The sequence below is a fragment of the Ralstonia sp. 25mfcol4.1 genome (genome assembly GCF_900104095.1).
Lineage (GTDB): Bacteria > Pseudomonadota > Gammaproteobacteria > Burkholderiales > Burkholderiaceae > Cupriavidus.
Map to the genome: position 1 here is coordinate 80411 of NZ_FNJO01000002.1, position 24195 is coordinate 104605.

18 protein-coding genes and 1 riboswitch are annotated in these 24195 nt (G+C 64.4%); of the genes, 14 read left to right on the forward strand and 4 right to left on the reverse strand.

From position 1 onward, the window contains the following. Positions 1–139: 139 nt before the first annotated feature. From xdhA to BLQ58_RS03500, 8 genes are all read left to right on the forward strand, one after another. A complete protein-coding gene (gene xdhA, locus BLQ58_RS03465; protein WP_029050999.1) occupies positions 140–1636 on the forward strand; it encodes a xanthine dehydrogenase small subunit in 1497 nt (498 codons plus the stop codon). Positions 1637–1647: 11 nt separating this feature from the next. Then, on the forward strand, positions 1648–4026 hold the full coding sequence (gene xdhB, locus BLQ58_RS03470; RefSeq protein WP_029051000.1) for a xanthine dehydrogenase molybdopterin binding subunit: 2379 nt from the start codon (positions 1648–1650) through the stop codon (positions 4024–4026). 33 nt (positions 4027–4059) lie between these two features. Then, positions 4060–5064: a xanthine dehydrogenase accessory protein XdhC gene (gene xdhC, locus BLQ58_RS03475; protein ID WP_029051001.1), complete on the forward strand. Its 1005-nt coding sequence runs from the start codon at positions 4060–4062 to the stop codon at positions 5062–5064. A gap of 43 nt (positions 5065–5107) precedes the next feature. Next, the gene (locus BLQ58_RS03480; protein ID WP_029051002.1) at positions 5108–6172 is read left to right on the forward strand and encodes an adenosine deaminase; all 1065 of its coding nucleotides are present in this window, start codon (positions 5108–5110) and stop codon (positions 6170–6172) included. 83 nt (positions 6173–6255) lie between these two features. Then, positions 6256–7599 (forward strand): guanine deaminase, encoded by a 1344-nt coding sequence (gene guaD, locus BLQ58_RS03485; protein WP_029051003.1) that lies wholly within the window; start codon positions 6256–6258, stop codon positions 7597–7599. Between the two features lie 174 nt (positions 7600–7773). Then, positions 7774–8955 (forward strand): fatty acid desaturase, encoded by a 1182-nt coding sequence (locus BLQ58_RS03490; protein WP_029051004.1) that lies wholly within the window; start codon positions 7774–7776, stop codon positions 8953–8955. Positions 8956–10173: 1218 nt separating this feature from the next. Next, positions 10174–11886 carry a group II intron reverse transcriptase/maturase gene (ltrA, locus tag BLQ58_RS03495; RefSeq protein WP_029051005.1) on the forward strand — a complete coding sequence of 571 codons (1713 nt, stop codon included), beginning with the start codon at positions 10174–10176 and terminating at the stop codon, positions 11884–11886. Between the two features lie 75 nt (positions 11887–11961). Next, positions 11962–12146: riboswitch (yybP-ykoY riboswitch) on the forward strand. Positions 12147–12213: 67 nt separating this feature from the next. After that, complete coding sequence (locus BLQ58_RS03500) at positions 12214–12789, forward strand: TMEM165/GDT1 family protein (protein ID WP_029051006.1); 576 nt, start codon at positions 12214–12216, stop codon at positions 12787–12789. Positions 12790–12910: 121 nt separating this feature from the next. Here the strand turns inward: BLQ58_RS03500 and BLQ58_RS03505 are convergent, their stop codons facing one another. After that, the gene (locus tag BLQ58_RS03505; protein WP_029051007.1) at positions 12911–14122 is read right to left on the reverse strand and encodes a urate hydroxylase PuuD; all 1212 of its coding nucleotides are present in this window, start codon (positions 14120–14122) and stop codon (positions 12911–12913) included. 31 nt (positions 14123–14153) lie between these two features. Further along, positions 14154–14507 (reverse strand): hydroxyisourate hydrolase, encoded by a 354-nt coding sequence (gene uraH / locus BLQ58_RS03510; protein ID WP_029051008.1) that lies wholly within the window; start codon positions 14505–14507, stop codon positions 14154–14156. Positions 14508–14853: 346 nt separating this feature from the next. Between uraH and BLQ58_RS03515 the strand changes: the two genes are divergently transcribed. The 6 genes from BLQ58_RS03515 to BLQ58_RS03540 all read left to right on the forward strand — a co-directional run bounded on the left by BLQ58_RS03515 (position 14854) and on the right by BLQ58_RS03540 (position 20661). Then, positions 14854–15597, forward strand: a complete 744-nt coding sequence (locus BLQ58_RS03515) for a GntR family transcriptional regulator (protein WP_029051009.1) — start codon at positions 14854–14856, stop codon at positions 15595–15597. A 208-nt stretch (positions 15598–15805) separates the two neighbouring features. Then, the gene (locus BLQ58_RS03520; protein WP_029051010.1) at positions 15806–17212 is read left to right on the forward strand and encodes a nucleobase:cation symporter-2 family protein; all 1407 of its coding nucleotides are present in this window, start codon (positions 15806–15808) and stop codon (positions 17210–17212) included. A gap of 219 nt (positions 17213–17431) precedes the next feature. Continuing rightward, entirely contained in the window at positions 17432–18376 is a 945-nt protein-coding gene (gene puuE / locus BLQ58_RS03525) for an allantoinase PuuE (protein ID WP_029051011.1), read from the forward strand. After that, positions 18373–18894 (forward strand): 2-oxo-4-hydroxy-4-carboxy-5-ureidoimidazoline decarboxylase, encoded by a 522-nt coding sequence (gene uraD, locus BLQ58_RS03530; protein ID WP_029051012.1) that lies wholly within the window; start codon positions 18373–18375, stop codon positions 18892–18894. The genes puuE and uraD overlap by 4 nt, the downstream gene beginning before the upstream one ends. Positions 18895–19097: 203 nt before the next feature. After that, on the forward strand, positions 19098–20174 hold the full coding sequence (locus BLQ58_RS03535; RefSeq protein WP_029051013.1) for a porin: 1077 nt from the start codon (positions 19098–19100) through the stop codon (positions 20172–20174). Between the two features lie 241 nt (positions 20175–20415). Further along, positions 20416–20661, forward strand: a complete 246-nt coding sequence (locus tag BLQ58_RS03540; protein WP_029051014.1) for a hypothetical protein — start codon at positions 20416–20418, stop codon at positions 20659–20661. Positions 20662–20834: 173 nt separating this feature from the next. Here BLQ58_RS03540 and BLQ58_RS03545 read toward each other — a convergent pair whose 3' ends face one another. Next, positions 20835–23156, reverse strand: coding sequence for an NADP-dependent malic enzyme (locus BLQ58_RS03545; RefSeq protein WP_029051015.1), 2322 nt, complete (start codon positions 23154–23156; stop codon positions 20835–20837). Between the two features lie 209 nt (positions 23157–23365). Next, positions 23366–24028 carry a DUF4136 domain-containing protein gene (locus BLQ58_RS03550; protein WP_049815860.1) on the reverse strand — a complete coding sequence of 221 codons (663 nt, stop codon included), beginning with the start codon at positions 24026–24028 and terminating at the stop codon, positions 23366–23368. Positions 24029–24195 lie beyond the last annotated feature (167 nt).

Sequence of the window (24195 nt, forward strand, 5' to 3'; positions counted from 1 at the left end):
GCCATGCCGCCCCGGGGCAGCGATTGCGGGGACGCGCCGCCCACCGGCGCGCGCCTTGATGGGGCATATCACATGGGCCAAATATTGCAGGAAAAGGCCTGATGCTATGTTTGCAGCCATCCCCGAAAGAGAGAAGACCATGGAGACGCAAACCATCCGCTTTTTCCACCGCGGCCAGGTCCAGGAAGTATCCGACGCCCCCGTAACCCGTACCGTGCTGCAGTACCTGCGTGAAGACGTACGCTGCACGGGCACCAAGGAAGGCTGCGCCGAAGGTGACTGCGGTGCCTGCACCGTGGTGATCGGCGACCTGAAGGCCGACGGCGACGTCGAATTCAAGGCCGTCAATGCCTGCATCCAGTTCCTGCCCACGCTCGATGGCAAGGCCCTGATCACGGTCGAGGACCTGCGCCAGGCCGACGGCGCCCTGCACCCGGTGCAGGAAGCGATGGTCGAGTGCCATGGCTCCCAATGCGGCTTCTGCACGCCGGGCTTCGTGATGTCGCTGTGGGCGCTCTACCAGCAGCACACGCCCGGCGGCGAACCGCCCGCGCGCCAGGACATCTGCGATGCACTGACAGGCAATCTGTGCCGCTGCACCGGCTACCGCCCGATCGTCGATGCCGGCCAGCGCATGATGGCGCTGCCCGCCCCGACGGCCAGCCGCCTGAATCCGAAGCAGATCGCCGACACCCTGCGCAACCTGAAGCGTGGCGAGACGTTCCATTACAACGCGGGCGGCCAGCATTTCTACGCCCCGCGCACCGCCGCCGAGTTCGGCGCCATCAAGGCCGCCGAGCCGAACATCCGCATCCTGGCCGGCAGCACCGATGTGGGCCTGTGGGTGACCAAGCAGTTCCGCGAGCTGGGCAACCTGCTCTACGTCGGCCAGGTGGAAGACCTGAACACGGTCACCGAGCGCGATGGCTTTATCGAGATCGGCGCCGCCGTGACGCTGGAGAAGGCTTACGCCGCGCTGAACGTCGCCCATCCCGAGCTTGAAGAGCTGTGGAAACGCTTTGCGTCGCTGCCGATCCGCAATGCCGGCACCCTGGGTGGCAACGTTGCCAACGGGTCGCCCATCGGCGATTCGATGCCCGCGCTGATTGCACTGGGCACCGAAGTGGTGCTGCAGCACGGCAACGTGCGCCGCACGATGCCGCTGGAGGACCTGTACCTGGCTTACCAGAAGACGGCCATGGCCGAAGGCGAATTCGTGGCCGCGCTGCGCGTGCCCGTGAAGGGGCCGCAGCATTTCCGCACCTACAAGCTGTCGAAGCGGTTCGACGAGGATATTTCCGCCGTGTGCGCCGCCTTCGGCATCACGGTCGAGAACGGCATCGTCACGGCCGCGTGCATCGCCTTCGGCGGCATGGCCGCCACGCCCAAGCGCGCCGCGCTGGCCGAGGCCGCGCTGACCGGCCAGCCGTGGAATGAAACCACCGCCCGCGCCGGCATGGCCGCGCTGGGCCAGGACTACACGCCGCTGACCGATATGCGGGCCACTGCCGCCTATCGCAGCCGTGGCGCCGCCAACCTGCTCTATCGCTTCTGGCTGGAAACGCGCGATGGCGCGCTGCCCGCCGCCATGGTCAACGTCCGCGCCATGGGCGCCGGTGAAACCGTGAGCGCCTGAGGAGAGCCCGCATGAACAAGCAAACCGAACCCTTCCTGCTCGACGCCAGCGTGGCCGCCGAATCCACCCCGGTGGTGGGCATTTCGCGCCCGCACGAATCGGCCCACCTGCACGTGGCCGGCACCGCCACCTATACCGACGACATCCCCGAACTGGCCGGCACGCTGCACGCCGCCCTGGGCATGAGCACCAAGGCCCACGCACGGCTGAAAAATGTCAACCTGGACCGCGTGCGCAAGGCGCCCGGCGTGGTGGCCGTGCTGACCGTGGACGACATCCCCGGCGTCAACGACTGCGGCCCGATCATTCACGACGATCCGATCCTGGCGAAGGACGTGGTGCAGTTCATCGGCCAGCCGATCTTCGTGGTGGTGGCGTCGTCGCACGACGCCGCGCGCCGCGCCGCCCGTCTGGCCGATATCGACTACGAAGACCTGCCCCCGGTGCTGACGCCCGAGGCCGCGCACGCAGCCGGCAGCTACGTGCTGCCGCCGATGCACCTGACCCGCGGCGAGCCGGCCCGGCATCTCGACGCCGCCAGACACCGTGACAGCGCGAAGATCCAGCTCGGCGGCCAGGAACAGTTCTATCTGGAAGGCCAGATCGCCTACGCCGCCCCGCGCGAAAACGACGGCATGCACGTCTGGTGCTCGACCCAGCATCCGACCGAGATGCAGCACGCCGTGGCCCATATGCTGGGCTGGCACGCGCACCAGGTGCTGGTGGAATGCCGCCGCATGGGCGGCGGCTTCGGCGGCAAGGAATCGCAGTCGGCCATGTTCGCGTGCTGCGCGTCGCTGGCGGCCTGGAAGCTGCTGTGCCCGGTCAAGCTGCGTCCGGACCGCGACGACGACATGATGATCACCGGCAAGCGCCACGACTTCACGTTCGATTTCGACGTGGGCCATGACGACGAGGGCCGCATCGAGGGCGTGCGCGTGGAAATGGTGTCGCGCGCCGGCTTCTCGGCCGACCTCTCCGGCCCGGTGATGACGCGCGCCATCTGCCACTTCGACAACGCCTACTGGCTGCCGAACGTGCAGATCGACGGCTACTGCGGCAAGACCAACACGCAGAGCAATACCGCCTTCCGCGGCTTTGGCGGCCCGCAGGGCGCGTTCGCGATCGAGTACATCCTCGACAACGTGGCGCGCAACGTGGGCAAGGATTCGCTCGAAGTCCGCCGCGCCAACTTCTACGGCAAGGGCGAGCGCAATGTCACGCCGTATGGCCAGACCGTGGAAGACAACGTCATCCACGAGCTGATCGACGAACTCGTGGCCACATCCGGGTACAAGGCCCGTCGCGCGGCCACGCGAGAGTTCAACGCTAAGAGCCCGGTCCTGAAGAAGGGCATCGCCATCACGCCGGTGAAGTTCGGCATCTCGTTCAACGTCGCGCACTACAACCAGGCCGGCGCGCTGGTGCACGTCTACAACGACGGGTCGGTGCTGGTGAACCACGGCGGCACCGAAATGGGCCAGGGCCTGAACACCAAGGTGGCGATGGTGGTGGCACACGAGCTGGGTATCCGCATGGAGCGCGTGCGCGTGACGGCGACCGATACCAGCAAGGTGGCCAACACGTCCGCCACGGCAGCCTCCACGGGCGCCGACCTGAACGGCAAGGCCGCGCAGGACGCCGCGCGCCAGATCCGCGAGCGCCTGGCCACGTTCGCCGCCCGCAAGGCCGGCGTGGAGCCCGATGCGGTGCGCTTCAACGACGATCTGGTGATCGCCGGCGAACTGCGCCTGCCGTTTGGCGACCTGGCGCGGGAGGCCTACGTGGCGCGCGTGCAACTGTGGTCGGACGGCTTCTACACCACGCCCAAGCTGTACTGGGACCAGAAGGCGCTGCACGGCCGGCCGTTCTACTACTACGCCTACGGTGCCGCGTGCTCCGAGGTGATCGTCGACACGCTGACCGGCGAATGGAAGCTGCTGCGCGCCGATGCGCTGCACGACGCGGGCAAGTCGCTGAATCCGGCCATCGACATCGGCCAGGTGGAGGGCGCGTTCATCCAGGGCATGGGCTGGCTGACCACCGAGGAACTGTGGTGGAACCAGAACGGCAAGCTGATGACGCACGCACCGTCGACGTACAAGATCCCGACGATCAACGACTGCCCGGAAGACTTCCACGTGCGGCTGTTCCAGAACAGCAACGTCGAGGACAGCATCCACCGGTCGAAGGCCGTGGGCGAGCCGCCCCTGCTGCTGCCGTTCTCGGTGTTCTTCGCGATCCGCGACGCGATTGCCGCCGTGGGTGACTACCAGGTCAACCCGCCGCTGCGCGCGCCCGCCACCAGCGAAGCCATCCTCGATGCGGTGGAAGCCGTGCAGGCCACGATGGCCACACGGGCCGCCCGCACCGAAGCCGTACCCGCCTGACGCCAGGCACGCCAGACAGCAAGAGAGACCACCATGCAGGACGCCCCGCTCAAACCGTTCCGCTTCGCCGACGCCGCCCGCTGGGTGCGCGCCGGCGTGCCCGTGGCGATGGTCACCATCGTCGACGTCAAGGGGTCCGCGCCGCGCGAGCCCGGCATCCGCATGCTGGTCACGGGCAGCGACCTGGTGGGCACCATCGGCGGCGGCCATCTGGAATGGCGCGGCATGGATATCGCGCGGGCGATGCTGGCCAACCGCCATGTGCGCGGCAATCCGCATCGCCGCATCGAGCGCATTCCGCTGGGTCCGGCCCTGGGCCAGTGCTGCGGCGGCGTGGTGAAGCTGGCCTTCGAGGTATTGGGCGAAGCCGACCTGGCGTGGCTCGATGCCGTCGAAGACGCCTTCCGGGCCGGTCGCGCGCTGCAACGCACGGTGCCGCCGGCCGGCGCGGTCGCGGTCGAAGCCAGTCGCGCGATGCTGCATACGGCGGTGCTGCACGCGGACGGTACGTGGACCGACACGCTGGTGCCCGACGACATGCACATCGTCCTGTTCGGCGCCGGGCACGTGGGCCATGCGCTGGTCAAGGTGCTGTCGACGCTGCCCTGCCGCGTGCATTGGGTGGACGAACGCGACACGCTGTTCCCGGGCGGGCTGCCCGACAGCGTGGAGGCCGAGGCCACCGATACGCCCGAGTCCGTGGTCGACCAGGCGCCGCCCGGCTCGTATTTCATCGTCATGACGCACAGCCACGCGCTGGACCAGCAACTCTGCGAGCGGATCTTCCGGCGCACCGATTTTGCGTATTTCGGGCTGATCGGGTCCAAGACCAAGCGCGCCAGGTTCGAGCACCGCATGGTGGAGCATGGCGTGGACCCGGCACGCCTGCCGGAGATGACGTGCCCGATGGGGGTTGCGGGCATCACCGACAAGGCTCCGGCTATGATTGCGGTTGCCATCGTCGCCCAGCTGTTGCAGGTTCGCGAGCAGCGCATCGCCGCGCTGCGTGCCAACCGGCTGGAGGCGGTGCTTCCGTAACAGCACAGCCGCGATCCGGCTGTCAGCATAGAAAAGAGGCCCCATGACCATCGATGCCGCGCTGGCGGACAAGATCCGCCGTACCCCCAAGGCCGAATTGCACGTGCATATCGAAGGCACGCTCGAACCCGAGCTGATCTTCCGGCTGGCCCAGCGCAACAACGTCAAGCTGGCCTACCCCGACGTGGAGGCGCTGCGCGCGGCCTACGCGTTCACCGACCTGCAATCGTTCCTGGACATCTATTACGCCGGCGCCAGCGTGCTGCTGACCGAGGAAGATTTCTTCGACATGACGATGGACTACGTCAAGCGCGCCGTGGCCGACAACGTGCGCCATGCCGAGATCTTCTTCGATCCTCAGACCCATACCGAGCGCGGCGTGCCGATCGGCACCGTGATCGACGGCATTTCCGACGCGCTGGCGCAGGCCCGCACCGAATACGACTTCTCCAGCAGCCTGATCCTGTGCTTCCTGCGGCACCTGTCCGAGGAGGACGCGTTTGCCACGCTGGAGGCCGCGCTGCCCTACCGCGACCGCTTTGTCGGCGTGGGCCTGGATTCGTCCGAACGCGGCAACCCGCCCGAGAAGTTCGCGCGCGTGTTTGCCAAGGCGAAGACGCTGGGCCTGCACCTGGTGGCGCACGCTGGCGAGGAAGGCCCGGCGCAGTACGTGACCGACGCGCTGGACATCCTCAAGGTCGAGCGCATCGACCATGGCGTGCGCGCCATCGACGACGCCGCACTGGTGGCGCGGCTGGCGCGCGAACGCATTGCGCTGACCGTGTGCCCGCTGTCGAACCAGAAGCTGAAGGTGTATCCGGACCTGCGCGACCACTCGCTCAAGCAGCTGCTCGATGCCGGCGTGGCCGTGACGCTGCACTCGGACGATCCGGCCTACTTTGGCGGCTACATGAACGCCAACTGGGAAGCCACGTTCGACGCGCTGCCGCTGGATGCCGCCGACGCCCACAGGCTGGCCCGCAACAGTTTTGAAGCGGCCTTCCTGCCTGCCGTGCAGAAGGCCGAATTCCTGGCGGAGGTCGACCATTTCTGGTCGGCCGCGCCCATGTCCCCGCCCGCGACGGCCCACGTGACTTCCACGAGCTAAGCGGGCGCATACCCAGAACGCCGGATGCCGCGCCCGCTGCCAGACAGGCACGGGCGGGGCGCCGGCCGCCCCGAGACAAGACGATGACGACGACTTCCCCTGCTTCCCGCACCCATGGTGCCGTCACCCGCGCCATCCGCGGCCGCATCCTTCATTTCCTGCGCGACCCGCAGTTTCATGACGATGCCTATCAGTATTGGGAAGACGGCCTGCTGATCGTGACGGCCGGCCGCGTTGCCGCCGTCGGATCGTACGACAGCCTGGCGGGCGAAATTCCCGCCGGCGCCGAGGTGATCGACCATCGCGGCAAGCTGATCGTGCCGGGCTTCATCGACACGCACATCCACTATCCGCAGACCGACATCATCGCGTCGCCGTCGCCGGGCCTGCTGCACTGGCTCGACACCTACACGTTCCCCGAGGAGCGCCGTTTCAGCGACGCCGCCTACGCGCGCGGCGTGGCCGACTTCTTCACCGACGAACTGCTGCGCAACGGCACCACCACGGCAATGGTCTGGAGCACCGTGCACGCCGCGTCGGCCGACGGCCTGTTCGCCGCCAGCCAGGCGCGTAACATGCGCATGATCACGGGCAAGGTGCTGATGGACCGCAACTGCCCCGACTTCCTGCGCGACACCGCCGAATCCGGCGCGCGCGAATCGGCCGACCTGATCTCGAAGTGGCACGGCAAGGACCGCCTGGCCTATGCCATCACGCCGCGTTTTGCGCCGACATCGACCGAAGCGCAACTGGCCGCCTGCGGCGAACTGGCCCGCGCCCACGGCGACGTCTTCATTCAGACGCACGTGGCCGAAAACCGCGACGAGGTGAAGTGGGTAGCCGAGCTGTTTCCCGATGCGCGCAGCTACCTGGACGTCTACGACCGCTACAACCTGCTGCGTCCGGGCGCATTCTATGGCCACGCGATCTATCTGGATCCCGAAGACCGCCGCCGGCTGGCCGACAGCGGCGCCGCCGTGGCGCACTGCCCCACCTCGAACCTGTTCCTGGGCAGCGGCTTCTATGACTTCCACCAGTCCGACGCCAACCGCCTGAACGTGACGCTGGCCACCGACGTGGGCGGCGGCACCTCGTTCTCGATGTTCCGCACGATGAACGCGGCCCACAAGGTGGCCCGCATGGGCGGCTATCACCTGACCGCGCTGCGCATGTTCTACCTGGCCACGCGCGCCGCCGCCGAGGCGCTGGGCTGGCAGGATCGAATCGGCAGCTTCGAGCCGGGCTGCGAGGCCGACTTCGTGGTGCTGGACCCGGAGGCCACGCCGCTGATCGCGCGCCGCAGCCATCGCTCGGAATCGCTGGAGGAGCAGCTGTTCGCGTTTGCGATGCTGGGCGACGACCGCGTGATCGACAGCGTCTACATCATGGGCGAGCAGACCTCGGCCGATGCGCCGGTGGCAGCCTGACAACGCCTGACCGCTTCGACAAGGGGCTTTCCGGTCGCACGCGAACGAAAGGCCCCTTTTAGAGGTGTTGTATTGACCGGAATCAACACAATCGTCATCAAACCCTTCTAGCCTGTCGCATCCGTGCGCCCTCCAGGACTGGGCGCCACCGCATTCCGACTTGCTGGACCATCGATGACTGCCCGATCCGACACCCTCTCCGCTGCCGATGCCCAAGACATCGGCACGGCGGCCAACCCCGGCCCCACCCGACAGACCCGCCCTTCCGGCAACGTTCCACTGCCGGAGCCTATCGCCTTCGAGGCACCATTTCCCAATCGCAAGACCATCCGCAGCTGGCTGATCCCGCTGGGCCGCCGCAGCACATCGCGCGCGCTGTTCCTGTTCGCGTTCGACTACGCGCTGTTCGCGGCGGTGCTGGCCGGCGTGGTGCTGCTGTCGGCATGGTGGGCCAAGGTTGGCCTGGGTGTGCTGGCGGGCCTGATCATCGCGCGGCTGTTCATCATCGGGCACGATGCCTGCCACCAGAGCCTGACCGACCATCGCGGCCTGAACAAATGGCTGGGCCGGCTGACTTTCCTGCCTTCGCTGACGCCATACAGCCTGTGGGAAGTCGGCCATAACGTCGTGCATCACGGCTACACGAACCTGAAGGGCTTCGACTTCGTCTGGGCACCCTACTCGCTTGAGGAATTCCGTGCGCTGCCGCGCCGTCGGCGCGTGATGGAGCGCATCTATCGCAACGGCTTTGGCGCCGGGCTTTACTACCTGATCGAGATCTGGTGGTTCAAGCTGTTCTTCCCGAGCAAGCGCCAGATGGCCACGCGCCGCGCGATCTTCATGTGGGACTGCGCGCTGGTCGCGGCCTTCGGCACGCTGTGGATCGGCGCGCTGGCGTGGCTGGCCATTGCCACGGACCAGTCCGTGCTGCTGATGGTCGGCACCGGCTTCGTGCTGCCCTTCCTGGTCTGGAATACCACGGTCGGCTTCGTGCTCTACGTGCACCACACGCATACGAGCGTGGCCTGGTACGACACCAAGCCGATGTGGGCCAAGGCCCAGCCGTTCGTGTCGACCACCGTGCATCTGCGCTTCGGCATGGGCATTGGCGCGGCACTGCATCACATCATGGAGCACACGGCACACCATGTGGACATGAGCGTGCCGCTGTACCAGCTGAAGCGCGCCCAGGCGCTGCTGGAGCACGCGCTTCCGGGTCGCATCATCATCGAGAACTTCTCGTGGCGCTGGTACTTCCGGACCGCGCGCCGCTGCAAGCTCTACGATTTCAAGGCCCTCTGCTGGACCGATTTCCGCGGTCGCCAGACCAGCGAGAACAGCCCGGTCCCGACCTGAGAATCATTCGCAAAATCATCGTAAAAACGCCAGATTGATGGACATTACCCATCGGTCTGGCTACAATGCGGGCTTCCGTGCGACACGGCACGCTCCGTGTAGAGGGACAGGCCCTCTTAAAACAACCTAAATAAAGTCCCAATGGGCATCGACCTCAGTCGGAATACAACGCCAGCCTCTGGCGACCGTTGTATCAAACCGACACATATGTGATTTGACGAAGTAGGCTCCGGCCGAACGTCCATTGTCATCGGGGACCAGACTTATCGGTCCCACAGATGGCCTGCTTATCTGCTGAATGTTCATTCAGCCACTGCCCAAAGGCGGGGAAACCGCCTTTGGCGGATTCCCTTTGCGCGCCCCACTCCTGGCGGCGCTCAATCACTATGCCAATGGGACGGATGGCTTGCCATTCGTCAGGCGCTCGCTGGTACAGGGGCACATGCAAATCCAGAAGAGGTTCAAGGAGCGTAAAGCTCTACGCGTTATGGTTCGATCCGAACAATGCCGTGAGGCACCTCGGACAGCGAACCTGCTATGCGACTAGCAGTAGCCTAGGGAAACGTGCGTCACTGGTAACGGTGGGGTACGAAGCTTTCCTGACAACGTAGCCCCCGAAGTTTGGGTGTTCACCTGCCGTGAGGTAAGTGGGCAGAGACTCCGAGCAGCAATGGGGTCGAGGAGCCAGGCTGGCCGGTATGGGCAACATATGTGAACTGCTGATAAACACCGTGAGCATTGCGATGCCTAAGCTGCTGAGCGGCATCAACCAAAAGGTACGTGGTCGGATATTCCGCTGGAAGCTCGGAATACGTCGTCATCAGACCACCGGTGAATAGGCGGGCCCTAACCCGGTCTTGTAACGCGTAGGGAACGTGGTAAGCCCGTATGGCCGCCGGAGGTCGGTATGACTCTGGCAGGCGAACCGCAAGGGACGCTGTTGGCCGTGCGGGTATGGGAGGTTGGAAAAAGCGAAAGCCGGGCTGTAATGGTTCGGATAGGGGCTCGTTCCCCACGCGAAAGCGGGCAGACTTCCAACTGGTCCTTCGTCGCAAGACGGCTGTTTGACCTCTATACAACCTGCTGTGCAGGATGGCGCAAGCCCTCCGACACAGAATGAATGAATCCCCGGCGGGAGTGCAGTTTTCTCCCGCAAGGGGGAAAACCGTGCTCTCGTACCTGGGGGATCGTTCGATCTTTTTCAGAAAGGAGAGCAGCATGGAAGAACCAGACCGCGAGGTCAGGTCTGCGCTTTCCGGCACACCGCAGAAATGGGGCGATATTGATTGGCGCCGCGTGGAACGGAATGTCAGGGGAATGCAGATTCGAATTGCGAAGGCAACACAGGCCGGCAACTGGCGCAGGGTGAAAGCCCTGCAACGGACGCTGACCCGCTCGTTTTCGGCCAAAGCATCGGCGGTAAGACGGGTGACGGAGAACCAAGGTAAACGGACAGCAGGTGTGGACCGTGAACTCTGGGACTCGCCTGAAATCCGGTGGCTCGCCATCGGACGGTTGAAGCGCCGGGGATACCGCCCGCTGCCGTTAAGGCGCGTGTTCATTCCCAAGGCCAACGGAAAGGAGCGTCCTCTGGGCATCCCAACCATGTTGGACAGAGCCATGCAAGCGCTGTATCTGCTGGCGCTGGAACCGGTGTCCGAAGGGACGAGCGATCCGAACTCTTATGGGTTCCGGATCAACCGCTCTACGGCGGACGCCATGTCCCAGCTATTTGTCTCCCTATCTCAAAAGGCTTCGGCTCAATGGGTGCTGGAGGCGGATATCAAAGGGTGTTTTGACCATATCAGCCATGACTGGCTGGAGCGCAATGTTCCGATGGACACGGCGATCCTGCGCAAATGGCTGAAGGCTGGCGTGGTATTTCAGGGCCAGTTTCAGGCGACCGACGCCGGGACACCACAGGGAGGCATCATCTCCCCGACCCTGGCAAACGTGGCACTGAATGGGTTGGAACGACAACTGGCGGCGTTCTTGCGGACAAAGCTGGGGGTCAACAACACGAAACGGTTGAAGGTCAACGTCGTACGTTATGCGGATGACTTCGTGATCACCGGCTGCACGCCGGAGGTCTTAGAGCACGAAGTGAAGCCGTGGGTGGAACAGTTTCTCGCAGTTCGGGGGCTATCGCTCTCCACGGAGAAAACGCGAATCGTGAACATGACCGACGGCTTTGACTTCTTAGGGTGGAATTTCCGGAAATACTCTGGAACGCTACTCATTAAGCCAAGCAAGAAAAACGCGCAAGCGTTCTATCGCAAGGTGAAGGACGTCATCAGTGCCAATAAGACGGTGAAGCAGGAGGTGTTGATTCGCCTGCTAAACCCGATGCTGAGGGGCTGGGCGCAGTATCACAGCCCGGTGGTGGCCAAAGAAGTGTTCAACAGGATGGAGCACCAGATATTTCGGGCTCTGCTCTGGTGGGCAAAACGGCGGCACCCAGCAAAGAACGCTGAATGGGTACGGAAGAAGTACTTCGCATCCTTAGGCGAACGAAGCTGGGTGTTCGGCACAGAGGTTGTTAGCGGAGATGGTGAATCGCGCTGGCGGCAAGTTTATTCGCTTACCGGCACACCCATCCGGCGACACAAGAAAGTCCGGGGGGCCTACCATCCCTTCGACCCCGCGCAGGAACTGTACGGCGAAAATCTACGCAAGGAACGCCTGTTGGAAAACATGGCGCACCGAAAGCAATGGATCAAGCTGTACATGGCCCAGCGAGGCTTGTGTGCGGTGTGTCAGTGCAAGATAACCAAAGAGACAGGATGGGACGACCATCACATCACCTACCGTGTCAATGGTGGGTCCGACGCTCTAGGAAATCGCGTGCTGTTGCATCCGAACTGCCATATCCAGGTTCACCACCACGGAAGAACCGTTGTGAAACCGGTGTTTGATTTTATCGACACTTAGCAGGGGCTTGAGCCGTATGCGGGGAAACACGCACGTACGGTTCTTAGGGGGGAGTGCGCCGGTAATGGTACACTCCTACCCTCCATTGGGGAGTAGCCGCCCTGATCTCACCGCGCCGCGCAATGCGGCACCCGGAAGACAGGGGCGTACGTCAACAGACTTGACCAAATGCCGACATGGCAGGCGGTTATGGCGTGCGCAGCCAAGGACCTTGCGTCCGACGCCTGGCGAGACCGATGACCATACCTTTCTGGCCGGGCCGGGAAAGGTGTGCGTCATTGGCATCTCGCGAGATGCGTTTGCGGCCCGGTTCATGCACCTATAAAAATGGAATCGTTCCTCGTCTCCACAGGTATCGTCGCGCTCGCCGAAATGGGCGACAAGACGCAGCTGCTGTCGCTCGTGCTGGCCGCGCGGTATCGCAAGCCCCTTCCCATCATTCTCGGCATCCTGATCGCCACGCTGGTCAACCACGGCTTTGCCGGTGCGCTGGGCGGCTGGATCACCGGTGTGCTGGGCGCCAACCTGCTGCGCTGGATCCTTGGCCTCGGGTTTATTGCGATGGCGGGCTGGATGCTGATTCCGGACAAGCTCGACGACGCTGAGGAAGCCAAGCCGGTCAAGGGCGCGCTAGGCATCCTGGGCACCACGATCGTCGCGTTCTTCTTCGCCGAGATGGGCGACAAGACGCAGATCGCCACGGTGGCCCTGGCGGCGCGCTTCCATGGTGAAGTGCTGGCCGTGGTGGCCGGCACGACGTTCGGCATGATGCTGGCCAATGCGCCGGCCGTGCTGCTGGGCGACCGCTTCGCCAACAAGATGCCGATCGCACTGGTCCACAAGATTGCCGCGGCGATCTTCCTGGCGCTGGGCCTGCTGGCGCTGTTCAACGTGGGCGGCTGACCCACATCGGCTGGCCCATAAAAAAACGGGGCCGAAGCCCCGCTCAAACCCTCGCCGGTCCGGTACAGCCGGCTGCTGACTGCGCAGCCTCCGGACCGTCGATCACCGATGCCCGGTCAAATCAGTTGGTGGTCTTGGCGCCGCCCTCGAACCACTGGCCCAGCAGGGCGCGTTCGTCGTCCGTGATCTGGGTGACGTTACCCAGCGGCATGGCCTTCTGCTGCACGGCCTGTTGATAGATCAGCTGGGCGTGCGACTTGATGCCATCCGCGCTATCGAGCTTGATGCCCTTGGCGGCCGTCGGCATCATCTTCGGCTGCTCGGCATGGCACTGCACGCAGCGGGTGTTCATGATTTCCTGCACCTTCACGAAGCTCACCGCCGTGGCGGCAGCGTCGCCGTCGGCGCCCTTGGCCACTTGCGGACGCGGCTGCGGCGCGATCAGGAAAGCCACCAGGCCCAGGCACGTCACACCAGCGGTCGGCCACGCGAAGTTGATCTTGCCCTTGTGCTTCAGGATGAAGAACTGACGGATCAGCACGCCAGCCAGCATCACCAGGATCAGCACCAGCCAGTTGTTCTTGGCCGCGTACGTCATGCTGTAGTGGTTCGACAGCATCGCGAACAGCACCGGCAGCGTGAAGTAGGTGTTGTGCACGCTGCGCTGCTTGCCGCGCTTGCCGTGGATGGGGTCCACCGGCTGGCCGGCCTTCAGTGCCGCCACCACCTTGCGCTGCCCCGGGATGATCCAGAACAGCACGTTCGCGCTCATGATCGTGGCGATCATCGCGCCGGTCAGCAGGAATGCCGCGCGGCCCGAGAAGATGTGGCAGGCCGCGAAGGCTGCCACGGCCACGTACACGGCCACCAGGATGCCCACGGTCCGGTCGCTCTTGCCGAAAATGCGGCAGATCGCGTCATAGACCACCCAGCCGACGATCAGGTACGTCACGGCAAAGCCCACGGCTGCGCCGGGCGACATGTCGTAGACGTTCTTGTCGATCAGGAACGTGCTGGCGTTGAACAGGTACAGCACCACCAGCAGCGCAAAGCCGCTCATCCACGTGGAATACGACTCCCAGTAGAACCAGTGCAGGTTCTCGGGCAGCGACTTGGGCGCGGTCAGGTACTTCTGCGGATTGTAGAAGCCGCCACCGTGCACGGCCCACAACTCGCCGTCCACGCCCTTGTCCTTCAGGCCGGTATCGGTGGGGCGCGTCAGGCTGTTGTCGAGCCAGACGAAGTAGAACGACGAACCGATCCAGGCAATCGCCGTGATGACGTGCAGCCAGCGCAACAGCAGATTGGCCCAGTCGAGAATGTAGCCTTCCATGACTTGTCTCCTTGTTCCCGTCCGCCTTGACTCAGCTGCCGCGGTAGGTCGAATACGACCACGGCGACACCAGCAGGGGCACGTGGTAGTGCGCGTTCGTGTCGGCAATGCCGAAACGCAGCGTCACCACATCAAGGAATGCCGGCTCGGGCAGCGTCACGCCCTGTGCACGGAAGTAGGCGCCAGCGCCGAAATCGAGTTCGTAGACGCCCGGCTGCAGATCCGCGCCCTCCAGCAGGGGCTGGTCGGCACGGCCGTCGTGGTTGGTCTGGATCGACTTCAGGGTCTCGCGGCGATTGTCGACAATTTTATGCAGGGTAACCGACATGCCGGCACCGGGCGTACCGGCGGCAGTGTCGAGAACGTGAGTGGTCAAGCGTCCCATCCTGTTCTTCCTTTGGAGTGTGGGTTGTGAGGGGCGCCGCTGCCTTCACTAGCACCATTTGTGGGAAATAGTGCCCGCTCGGTACGTGTTTCAACGCATCCCGGCGCTGGATTGGTGCGAGGCGACAATGCGCCTGCCCTATCCTGATGACAACTCGGTAAATACCCGTAGTTGTCGAAAACCTGGGTCGGTTTTGTTGACAATGGTGCTTGCATATCCAAATAATTGTCAACAATTTTTAGATCGGCGTAGCTAAATGATCGATATCAAGACCCTTGATGTTGATGCGTGAACGGCTCGCTACGATCGCTGACCATTGCCTCTCCTGCTTTTGCGAGCGCCCAGGATGTCCAAGAATCTCAAGCTGATTGCCGCCGCCGACGCACTGCCCGCGTCCACCGATAACAAGCCCGCCCGCAAGGGGTCGGTGGAAGAGCGCATGTATCACGAGATCTACGACGCGATCATGGAGCACCGGCTGCCGCCCCGGACGAAGCTGACCGAGCATTCGCTTTGCGAAATCTATGCCACCGCCCGTCACACGGTGCGCAAGGTGCTGTCGCGCCTGGCCGCCGACGGCATGGTCGATCTGGAGCCAAATCGCGGCGCGTTCATCGCCAGCCCGTCCACCGACGAGGCCCATGACATGTTCGAGCTGCGCCAGATGCTGGAACGCGCGGTACTGGAAAAACTGGCCGCCATGCCGAACGTGCGCAGCGTGATCGCCCCGCTGCGCAAGATGGTCAACGACGAGCGCCAGGCCTTCCTGACCCACGAGCGTCCCACCTGGATCCGGCTGTCCGCCGAATTCCACACCGCACTGGCCGATCTTTCCGGCAACGAACTGCTGGTGACGATGATGCGCCGGCTGGTGTCGCGCACCACGCTGATGATTGCCAGCGTCGAAGCTCCTGGCCACAACGCCTGCTCGTTCGACGAGCACGACGACATTCTCGACGCACTGGAACAGGGCGACGCCGCACTGGCCCAGTCGCGCATGGCGCACCACCTTGGCGCCTGCGCGGACCGCGTCCAGCCGGACGAACCCGGCAACTTCGATCTTCGCACCGTGCTGGGCCGCTCCACCTAGCACGATGTTCCCGCCGCCGGGCAACACAATCCCCCTGTTGCCGATGCCATCCCGCCGGCTTTCCGTCGCTGATCAAGCCCGCCAGAGGCGCGACTGAAACCGGACAAGAACCGCCAACAAACGCCCGCGACAAGAGGCAACGACAAGGCGGTCAAGGGTGGAACCCGGCGTGCGTTCCCATCGAAACCAAAGGAGAGGAGACACACCCATGAATTCCGCAAGCACCACGGTCCCCACGGATCTGACAAACGAGCGGCTGCCTTCCGGGCGGTTGCTGGCGCTGGGCCTGCAGCACGTGCTGGTGATGTATGCCGGCACGGTTGCCGTTCCCCTCATCGTCGGCGGTGCGCTCAAGCTCCCGAAGGACCAGCTGGCCTTCCTGATCAACGCCGACCTCTTCGCGGCCGGCCTGGCCACGCTGATCCAGGCCATCGGCTTCTGGAAATTCGGTATCCGCATGCCCGTGATGATGGGCGTCACGTTTGCGTCGGTGGCCCCGATGATCGCCATCGGCAACGATCCCAACGTCGGCCTGCTGGGCATCTACGGCGCGGTGATCGCGTCCGGGGTGTTCGGCATACTGATTGCGCCGATGATGGGCCGCATGCTCGGACTCTTCCCACCCGTGGTGACCGGCACGGTCATCACGCTGATCGGCGTGTCGCTGATGCGCGTGGGCATCAACTGGGCGGGGGGCGGCCAGCCCACCACGCGCGCGGTGATCGACGGCGTGGTCAAGGACGTCCCGAACCTGGCCTATGGCGACCTGGGCAACCTGGCCATCGCGGGCCTGACGCTGCTGGTCATCCTGGCGCTGACCCGCTATGGCCGCGGTCTGGTCGCCAATTGCGCGGTGCTGCTCGGCATCATCATCGGCACCTTCGTGGCCATGGCATTCGGCAAGGTGTCGTTCGACGGGCTCCATGACGCCAGCTTCGTGGCCGTCATCACGCCGCTCCACTTCGGCATGCCGACGTTCCAGCTGACCGCCATCCTGTCGATGTGCATCGTCATGCTGATCACGCTGGTGGAGTCGACCGGCATGTTCCTGGCCCTGTCCGACATTACCGGCCGCAAGCTGAGCACCAAGGACCTGACGGCCGGCCTGCGCGCCGACGGCCTGGGCACGGTGATCGGCGGCGTGTTCAACACGTTCCCGTACACGTCGTTCTCGCAGAACGTGGGCCTGGTCACGGTGACTGGCGTGCGCTCGCGCTACGTGGCGGCAGCCGGCGGCCTGATCCTGATCGCGTTCGGCCTGTTCCCGAAGATGGCGCACGTGGTGGCCTCGGTGCCGCAGTTCGTGCTGGGCGGCGCCGGCATCGTGATGTTCGGCATGGTGGCGGCCACCGGCATCCGTATCCTGGGTGCGTGCGATTTCAACCGCAACCGCCACAACCTGTTCATCGTGGCGATCTCGATCGGATTCGGCATGATTCCGACCCTGTCGCCCACGCTGTTCCAGTACCTGCCCAAGTGGACCGACCCGTTCACGCACAGCGGCATCGTGCTGGGCACCATCGTGGCCGTGGCGCTGAACCTGTTCTTCAACGGCATCCAGTCGGCCGAGGAAGCCATGCGCAACGCCGCCGCGAACACCCACGGCACGGAGTAACGCCACACGCCAACGACGAACAATCAACGCTCGACAATCGGACCCGACAATTGCGCACGGACAATCCACACCACGTTGCGCACGGTTGTCAAGTCTTTCGCCGGAAATCTGGCACGCGCTTTGCGTAAGCCAGTGCGCTCCAGGTTCCGGCCAACCTCCGCCCGAACAGCGGGTCGGGGGCAGCAGTTTGGATTTCTCTCCTGAAGCAGACACAACGAGATGACACACGATAACTATCCACGCGATCTCATCGGCTATGGCGCCCAGCCACCGCACGCCCGCTGGCCGGGCGGTGCGCGTATCGCGCTGCAGTTCGTGCTCAATTACGAAGAAGGCGGCGAGAACTGCGTGCTGCACGGCGACGCCGCGTCCGAGCAGTTCCTGTCCGAGATCGTCGGCGCCGCGGCTTATCCCGCCCGGCACATGAGCATGGAAGGCATCTATGAATATGGATCGCGAGCCGGCGTCTGGCGCATCCTGCGCGAGTTCGAGCAGCGCAAGCTGCCTCTGACCATCTTTGGCGTGTCGATGGCCCTGCAGCGTCATCCGGAACTGACGCGCGCCTTCGTCGAACTCGGCCACGAGATCGCCTGCCACGGCTGGCGCTGGATCCACTACCAGAACATGGATGAAGCCACCGAGCGCGACCACATGCGCATCGGCATGGACATCATCAAGGAACTGACCGGCGAGATGCCGCTGGGCTGGTACACCGGCCGCGACAGCCCCAACACGCGCAAGCTGGTGGTGGAACATGGCGGCCTGCTGTACGACGCCGACTACTACGGCGACGACCTGCCCTTCTGGACCGAGGTGGAAGTCACCGGCGGCGAAAAGAAGCCGCACCTGGTGGTGCCCTACACACTCGACTCCAACGACATGCGCTTTGCCACGCCGCAGGGCTTCAACACGGGCGAGCAGTTCTTCCAGTACCTGAAGGACGCGTTCGACGTGCTGTACGCCGAAGGCGATCCGCGCGGGCTCGATCAGCCGAAGATGCTGTCGGTCGGCATGCACTGCCGCCTGCTGGGCCGCCCTGGACGCTTCCGCGCGCTACAGCGGTTCCTGGACTACGTGCAGTCGCACGACAAGGTATGGATCTGCCGGCGCGTGGACATCGCGCGCCACTGGATCGACACCCACCCGTACCGGAGCCAGGCATGAGCCAGAACCTTTACACCATCACCCAACTGAATGCGATGCCCGAAGCCGAGTTCGTCCAGGTACTCGGCGGCATCTACGAACACTCGCCGTGGTTTGCCGAAGCGGCCGCGAAGCAGCGCCCGTTTGCGAACGTGGCCGAACTGGCTGCCGCACTGCGCGGCGCCGTCGACGCGGCTGGCGAGGAAGCCCAGGTCAAGCTGGTGCGCGCCCACCCGGAGCTGGCCGGCCGCGCCGCCGTCCGGGGCGAGCTGACCGCCGAATCCACGCGCGAGCAGGCCGGAGCCGGCCTGGATCAGTGCACGGCCGAGGAATTCCAGCGCCTGCAGGACCTGAACGCGGCCTACAACCGCAAGTTCGGCTTCCCGTTCATCCTGGCCGTGCGCGGCTACGACCGGCACGGGATCATCGACGCTTTTGCAATGCGCATCGAAAACGAGCCGGCGGTGGAGTTGCAAACATGCATCAACCAGATTCATCGCATTGCGCAGTTCCGCCTGAACGACTTAGTATCCGCCTGAAAAAAAATCCACGGCAGTAAAGAGAGAGAAATTCAGGAACGTTCAGCGACGCAGCATCGCTGTAAAAAAAGTCCCCGGCCGCGCCGGCCACTGCTCCGGCAGACTTCCGTGCGCGGCCGAGGGACAAAGCAGAAGAAGACCCCGCCAGGGTCCCGGCACACAAGAAAACGTTCTGAGCAGCATCACAACCACGGAGGTCTTACATGACGAAGCAGTACAAGCCGGCTATCAAGCTGGCGGCAATCGCGGCCACTCTTTTCTCCGGCGCAGCCATGGCCCAGTCCAGCGTCACGCTGTACGGCATGGCTGACGCTTTTGTCGGAGGTGTCAAGGCACCGGGCTCGGGCGACCGTGCCTACGTTGTCAATTCGGGTGGCATGCAAACCTCGTACTGGGGCATCAAGGGTACCGAGGACCTGGGCATGGGCACGAAGGCCATCTTCGACCTGAACGGCTTCTTCCGCCCTGACACCGGCAGCACGGGCCGCTTCACCGGCGACTCGATGTTCAGCCGCAACGCGTTCGTCGGCCTGACGAACGACAGGTACGGCACGCTGAAGCTGGGCCGCAACACGACGCCCTACTTCGTGTCGACGATCCTGTTCAACCCGCTGGTGGACTCGTACACCTTCAGCCCGATGATCTTCCATACGTACTTCGGTACGCCGGGCACGGGCCTGTACGATCCGGGCATCATCGGTGACTCGGGCTGGAACAACTCGCTGGTCTACTCGACGCCGACCTTCGGCGGCCTGACTGCCAACCTGATCTACGGCATGGGCGAATCGGCTGGCAGCAACAGCAAGAACAAGTGGGGCGGCAACCTGACCTACTTCTCGGGCAACTTCGCCGCCACGGTGGCGTTCCAGCAGGTCAAGTTCGACGTTGCACCGTTCGACCCGCAGAACCCGGCGCTGGCCAACCTCGACAAGCAGTCGGCCGTCCAGGCTGGCGTGTCGTACGACTTCAAGTTCGTGAAGGCGTACCTGCAGGGCCAGTACATCAAGACGAACTTCACGACCAGCACCACGGGCGACATCAAGCACATCGACGGCCAGGCCGGTGTGTCGGTGCCCGTCGGCGCGGGTAACGTGCTGGCGTCGTACACGTTCGGCCGCGTGCTGAACGAAGTGACCAGCATCAAGCGCAACACGTTTGGCGTGGCCTACGACTACAACCTGTCGAAGCGCACCGACGTGTACGCCGCGTACTACTACGACAAGGTCACGGGCGTGGAGCACGGCGACACCTTCGGCGTGGGCGTTCGCCACCGCTTCTGAGCGCCGCGATCGGCCACACCTGCAGAACTGAAGCCTGCCCTCGCGGCAGGCTTTTTTCTTGCTCGCAGCCGTCATCCCTGCGCCACAATGCTGCGCCGCAGCGCGATCCCGCGCAGATGCAGCAGGATCGGAAGCCATTGCTCCATAGGGCGATTCAATTGGCGACTCCCCCCTGTTCTACCTAGATTGGTCTTCCGGACTGTGTGCCGGACCACGTAAACCAGGACGAGTGAGGTGACGCATGCGGCGCTATGTGAAATCCCGATCGGAACTGATGGCCATCCTGAGCCAGTGCCTGGACAACAACCCGGAATGCGGCGAGGTGGAGTTGCATGCGATGCGCGTGCATTCGCCGGACCACACGGGTTGCAACTGGAGTGCTGAGGTCGATTTTCGCCAGGACACCTTCGACGATCTGGCACAACAGATGGCCGCGGCCCGTTCGATCATCGTGGTGATGCGGGAGCAGTACAACGTGCTGCAATAGCCAAGGGATTGGCTGGGCGCACGCCACTCGTGCGTACTGACCCGCCGACGCGCTGACACCCCGGCAGACGTGCCAGCGCACCGACAAAAAAACCGGGCCGCGAGAGTCTCTCGCGGCCCGGTTTTCTTTTGCGACCATCAGATCTGCAAAACTCTCAGATCTCGATGCAGTGCTTAGCGGATCGCGCCAGCCTCCGCGACGGCCACGGCCGTCATGTTGACGATGCGGCGGGTGGTGGCCTGCGGATTCAGGATGTGGACCGGCTTGGCAGCGCCCAGCAGGATCGGGCCCACCGTCACGCCCTGGCCGCCCGTCATCTTGAGCAGGTTGAACGCGATGTTGGCCGAATCCAGCGTCGGCATGACCAGCAGGTTGGCGCTGCCGGCCAGCTTGGTGCCGGGCAGGAAATGGCGGCGCACGTCTTCATCCAGGGCAGCGTCGCCCTGCATTTCGCCTTCCACTTCGAGCTCCGGCGCCACACGGGCCAGGATCGCCGCCGCTTCGCGCATCTTGCGCGCCGACGGACGGTTCGACGAACCGAACATCGAGTGCGACATCATGGCCACCTTCGGATGCAGCCCGAAGCGGCCGATCTCCTTGGCCGCCAGTTGCGTGATCGCAGCCAGTTCCTCGGCGCTCGGGTCATCGTTCACGAACGTGTCGGTGATGAACAGCGTATGCTTTTCCAGCATCAGCGCATTCATCGCGGCGAAGACCTTGGCGTCCGGCGCCAGGCCGATCACGTCGCGCACGTGTTCCAGGTGAGCCTCGAAGCGGCCGACGGTGCCGCACAGCAGCGCATCGGCATCGCCCATGTGCATCAGCATCGTGCCGATCAGCGTGTTCGAGCGGCGCAGGGCCACCTTGGCCATGTCCGGCGTCACGCCATCACGGCCACGCAGCGCGTGGTATTCCTCGTGATAGGCGCGGTAGCGCGGATCGTCTTCCGGGTTGATCAGTTCGAAGTCGACACCGGGGCGCAGGCGCAGGCCCGCCTTCTCGATGCGCATCTGGATCACATGCGGGCGGCCGATCAGGATCGGACGGGCCAGGCCTTCGTCCACCACGCCCTGCACGGCGCGCAGCACGCGCTCTTCCTCGCCCTCGGCGTAGGCCACGCGCTTCGGCGCGGCCTTGGCGGCCGAGAACACCGGCTTCATGATCAGACCGGTGTGGTAGACGTAGCTGGTCAGCTGCTGGCGATAGGCTTCCAGGTCCTTGATCGGACGCGTGGCCACGCCCGACTCTTCCGCAGCCTTGGCCACGGCCGGCGCGATCTTCTCGATCAGGCGCTGGTCGAACGGCGTCGGGATGATGTAGTCGGGGCCGAACTTCAGTTCGCGGCCGCCGTAGGCCGCAGCCACGGCATCGTTCAGCTCGGCTTCGGCCAGCTCGGCGATGGCCTTCACGCACGCCAGCTTCATTTCTTCCGTGATCTTCGTGGCGCCGCAGTCGAGCGCGCCGCGGAAGATGTACGGGAAGCACAGCACGTTGTTCACCTGGTTCGGGTAGTCCGAACGGCCCGTGGCGATGATGCAGTCCGGACGCGCGGCCTTGGCCACTTCCGGGCGGATTTCGGGTTCCGGGTTGGCCAGCGCCAGGATGATCGGCTTGTCGGCCATGGTCTTGACCATGTCGCCGGTCAGCACGCCAGCGGTGGAGCAGCCCAGGAAGACGTCGGCGTTCTTGACGATATCGGCCAGCGTACGGTCCGCCGTGTCTTGCGCGTAGCGGGCCTTGTTGGCTTCCATGTTCGCGTCGCGGCCCTGGAAGATCACGCCCTTCGAGTCGACCACGTAGACGTTCTCGCGCTTCACGCCCAGGCTCACCATCGTGTCCAGGCAGGCGATGGCCGCGGCGCCGGCGCCCGACACCGCCAGCTTGACCTTGGCGATATCCTTGCCGACCACCTTCAGGCCGTTCAGCAGGGCCGCGGCCGAGATGATGGCGGTGCCGTGCTGGTCGTCATGGAAGACGGGAATGTTCATGCGCTCGCGCAGCTTCTTCTCGATGTAGAAGCATTCGGGCGCCTTGATGTCTTCGAGGTTCACGCCGCCCAGCGTGGGTTCCAGCGCGGCGACGATCTCGACGATCTTGTCCGGGTCGCGCGCATCGAGTTCGATGTCGAACACGTCGATGCCAGCGAACTTCTTGAACAGGCAGCCCTTGCCTTCCATGACCGGCTTGCCGGCCAGCGGCCCGATGTCGCCCAGGCCGAGCACCGCAGTACCGTTGGTGATCACCGCCACCAGGTTGGCACGCGAGGTGTACTCGGCGGCCATCGCGGGATCCTTGTGGATCTCCTCGCAGGCGTAGGCCACGCCCGGCGAATAGGCCAGCGACAGGTCGCGCTGGTTGGACAGCGCCTTGGTGGCCGTTACCTGGATCTTGCCCTTGGTCGGGCTGCGGTGGTATTCCAGCGCGGCCAGACGCAGTTGCGCTTCGGGGCTGTTCGGGGCGTGTTGCGGTGCATCACCGCTGGTCTTGCTGCTCATTCTGCTTGTCCGGAAAGAGAAGGCGAAAAAAATCGAGCAGCCATTCTATGCCCACCCTTCCCCTGCCGGAAGGCCTTTGCCACGGTCCGGACAGTGTTTTTACGGCGCAGTGTCGAAAAACTCCTTTTACCTCACGGTAGTGAGTGCGATCCGTCCACCGGCGGAACATACCGGTGGACGAATGTCGACGAATGCATGCCGGCCTTCCGCTACTTCTGGTCCTTCTGGACTTCCAGCTTGATGCGCCGCGGTCGTCCGCTTTCGCCCGGAAAATCGGTGAACGCGCTACGGATCATGTAGGGCATCACGGCCGTCAGGTTGCCGCCTTCGGTCGTGTTGCGCGCCGTCACCTGGTAGACCCGCTTGCCGCTGGCGGCATCCTTGAAGAAGACCCGCAGGTTCGAGAACGTCACCGGCACATCGCGCACCACGGTCTGCGGGGGCCAGTAGCCCGGCCCCCAGCCGTAGGGCCCCCACGGGCGATACCCGCCGTACGGCCCCCAGTACGGGCCCCACGGGCCATACCAGGGATCGGGATAGACGGTTTCCGCCACCCGCACGAAACCGGGCGCGGCGTCATAGTCCATCGTCACCAGATACCGCGCCTGCCGGGGAGCCGTCTGCTCGAAGCCGATGGCGGACAGTGCCTGGGACAGCCACAGTTCGTAGGTCTGTCGATCGAGCTGCGCGTCCTGCTGCGGCGCGTGATCGAATGCGTAGGTACGCGGCGCGTCGTTGGTCCAGCCCGCGTCCCGGAACGCGGTCACCTCGGTGGTGACGGTACTGGCGCAACCCGCCAGCCATAGCGCGGCGAGCGCCGTCAGCACACCCAGCCCACGTCGTTTTCCCCAAGAAACCGCTGCTTGCCACATCGCGCACCTCGTTATTTTTGATTCGGTCACGTTTCCTCAGACACGATCGGGGCTGCCGAATTCCCGCGCCGGCACTGGCGCGACGCAGGCCTGAAACCGCTTGGCTACAATGGGGGCTTCAGGGCCGGTTGTCACTGTTCACGGCCCGCCGCCCCCGGTCACCCGAC

Bases quoted from the DNA above. Each gene is read 5' to 3' on its own strand.
- xdhA (WP_029050999.1), top strand. From the start codon at position 140: ATGGAGACGCAAACCATCCGCTTTTTCCACCGCGGCCAGGTCCAGGAA.
- xdhB (WP_029051000.1), top strand. From the start codon at position 1,648: ATGAACAAGCAAACCGAACCCTTCCTGCTCGACGCCAGCGTGGCCGCC.
- xdhC (WP_029051001.1), top strand. From the start codon at position 4,060: ATGCAGGACGCCCCGCTCAAACCGTTCCGCTTCGCCGACGCCGCCCGC.
- BLQ58_RS03480 (WP_029051002.1), top strand. From the start codon at position 5,108: ATGACCATCGATGCCGCGCTGGCGGACAAGATCCGCCGTACCCCCAAG.
- guaD (WP_029051003.1), top strand. From the start codon at position 6,256: ATGACGACGACTTCCCCTGCTTCCCGCACCCATGGTGCCGTCACCCGC.
- BLQ58_RS03490 (WP_029051004.1), top strand. From the start codon at position 7,774: ATGACTGCCCGATCCGACACCCTCTCCGCTGCCGATGCCCAAGACATC.
- ltrA (WP_029051005.1), top strand. From the start codon at position 10,174: ATGGAAGAACCAGACCGCGAGGTCAGGTCTGCGCTTTCCGGCACACCG.
- BLQ58_RS03500 (WP_029051006.1), top strand. From the start codon at position 12,214: ATGGAATCGTTCCTCGTCTCCACAGGTATCGTCGCGCTCGCCGAAATG.
- BLQ58_RS03505 (WP_029051007.1), bottom strand. From the start codon at position 14,122: ATGGAAGGCTACATTCTCGACTGGGCCAATCTGCTGTTGCGCTGGCTG.
- uraH (WP_029051008.1), bottom strand. From the start codon at position 14,507: ATGGGACGCTTGACCACTCACGTTCTCGACACTGCCGCCGGTACGCCC.
- BLQ58_RS03515 (WP_029051009.1), top strand. From the start codon at position 14,854: ATGTCCAAGAATCTCAAGCTGATTGCCGCCGCCGACGCACTGCCCGCG.
- BLQ58_RS03520 (WP_029051010.1), top strand. From the start codon at position 15,806: ATGAATTCCGCAAGCACCACGGTCCCCACGGATCTGACAAACGAGCGG.
- puuE (WP_029051011.1), top strand. From the start codon at position 17,432: ATGACACACGATAACTATCCACGCGATCTCATCGGCTATGGCGCCCAG.
- uraD (WP_029051012.1), top strand. From the start codon at position 18,373: ATGAGCCAGAACCTTTACACCATCACCCAACTGAATGCGATGCCCGAA.
- BLQ58_RS03535 (WP_029051013.1), top strand. From the start codon at position 19,098: ATGACGAAGCAGTACAAGCCGGCTATCAAGCTGGCGGCAATCGCGGCC.
- BLQ58_RS03540 (WP_029051014.1), top strand. From the start codon at position 20,416: ATGCGGCGCTATGTGAAATCCCGATCGGAACTGATGGCCATCCTGAGC.
- BLQ58_RS03545 (WP_029051015.1), bottom strand. From the start codon at position 23,156: ATGAGCAGCAAGACCAGCGGTGATGCACCGCAACACGCCCCGAACAGC.
- BLQ58_RS03550 (WP_049815860.1), bottom strand. From the start codon at position 24,028: ATGTGGCAAGCAGCGGTTTCTTGGGGAAAACGACGTGGGCTGGGTGTG.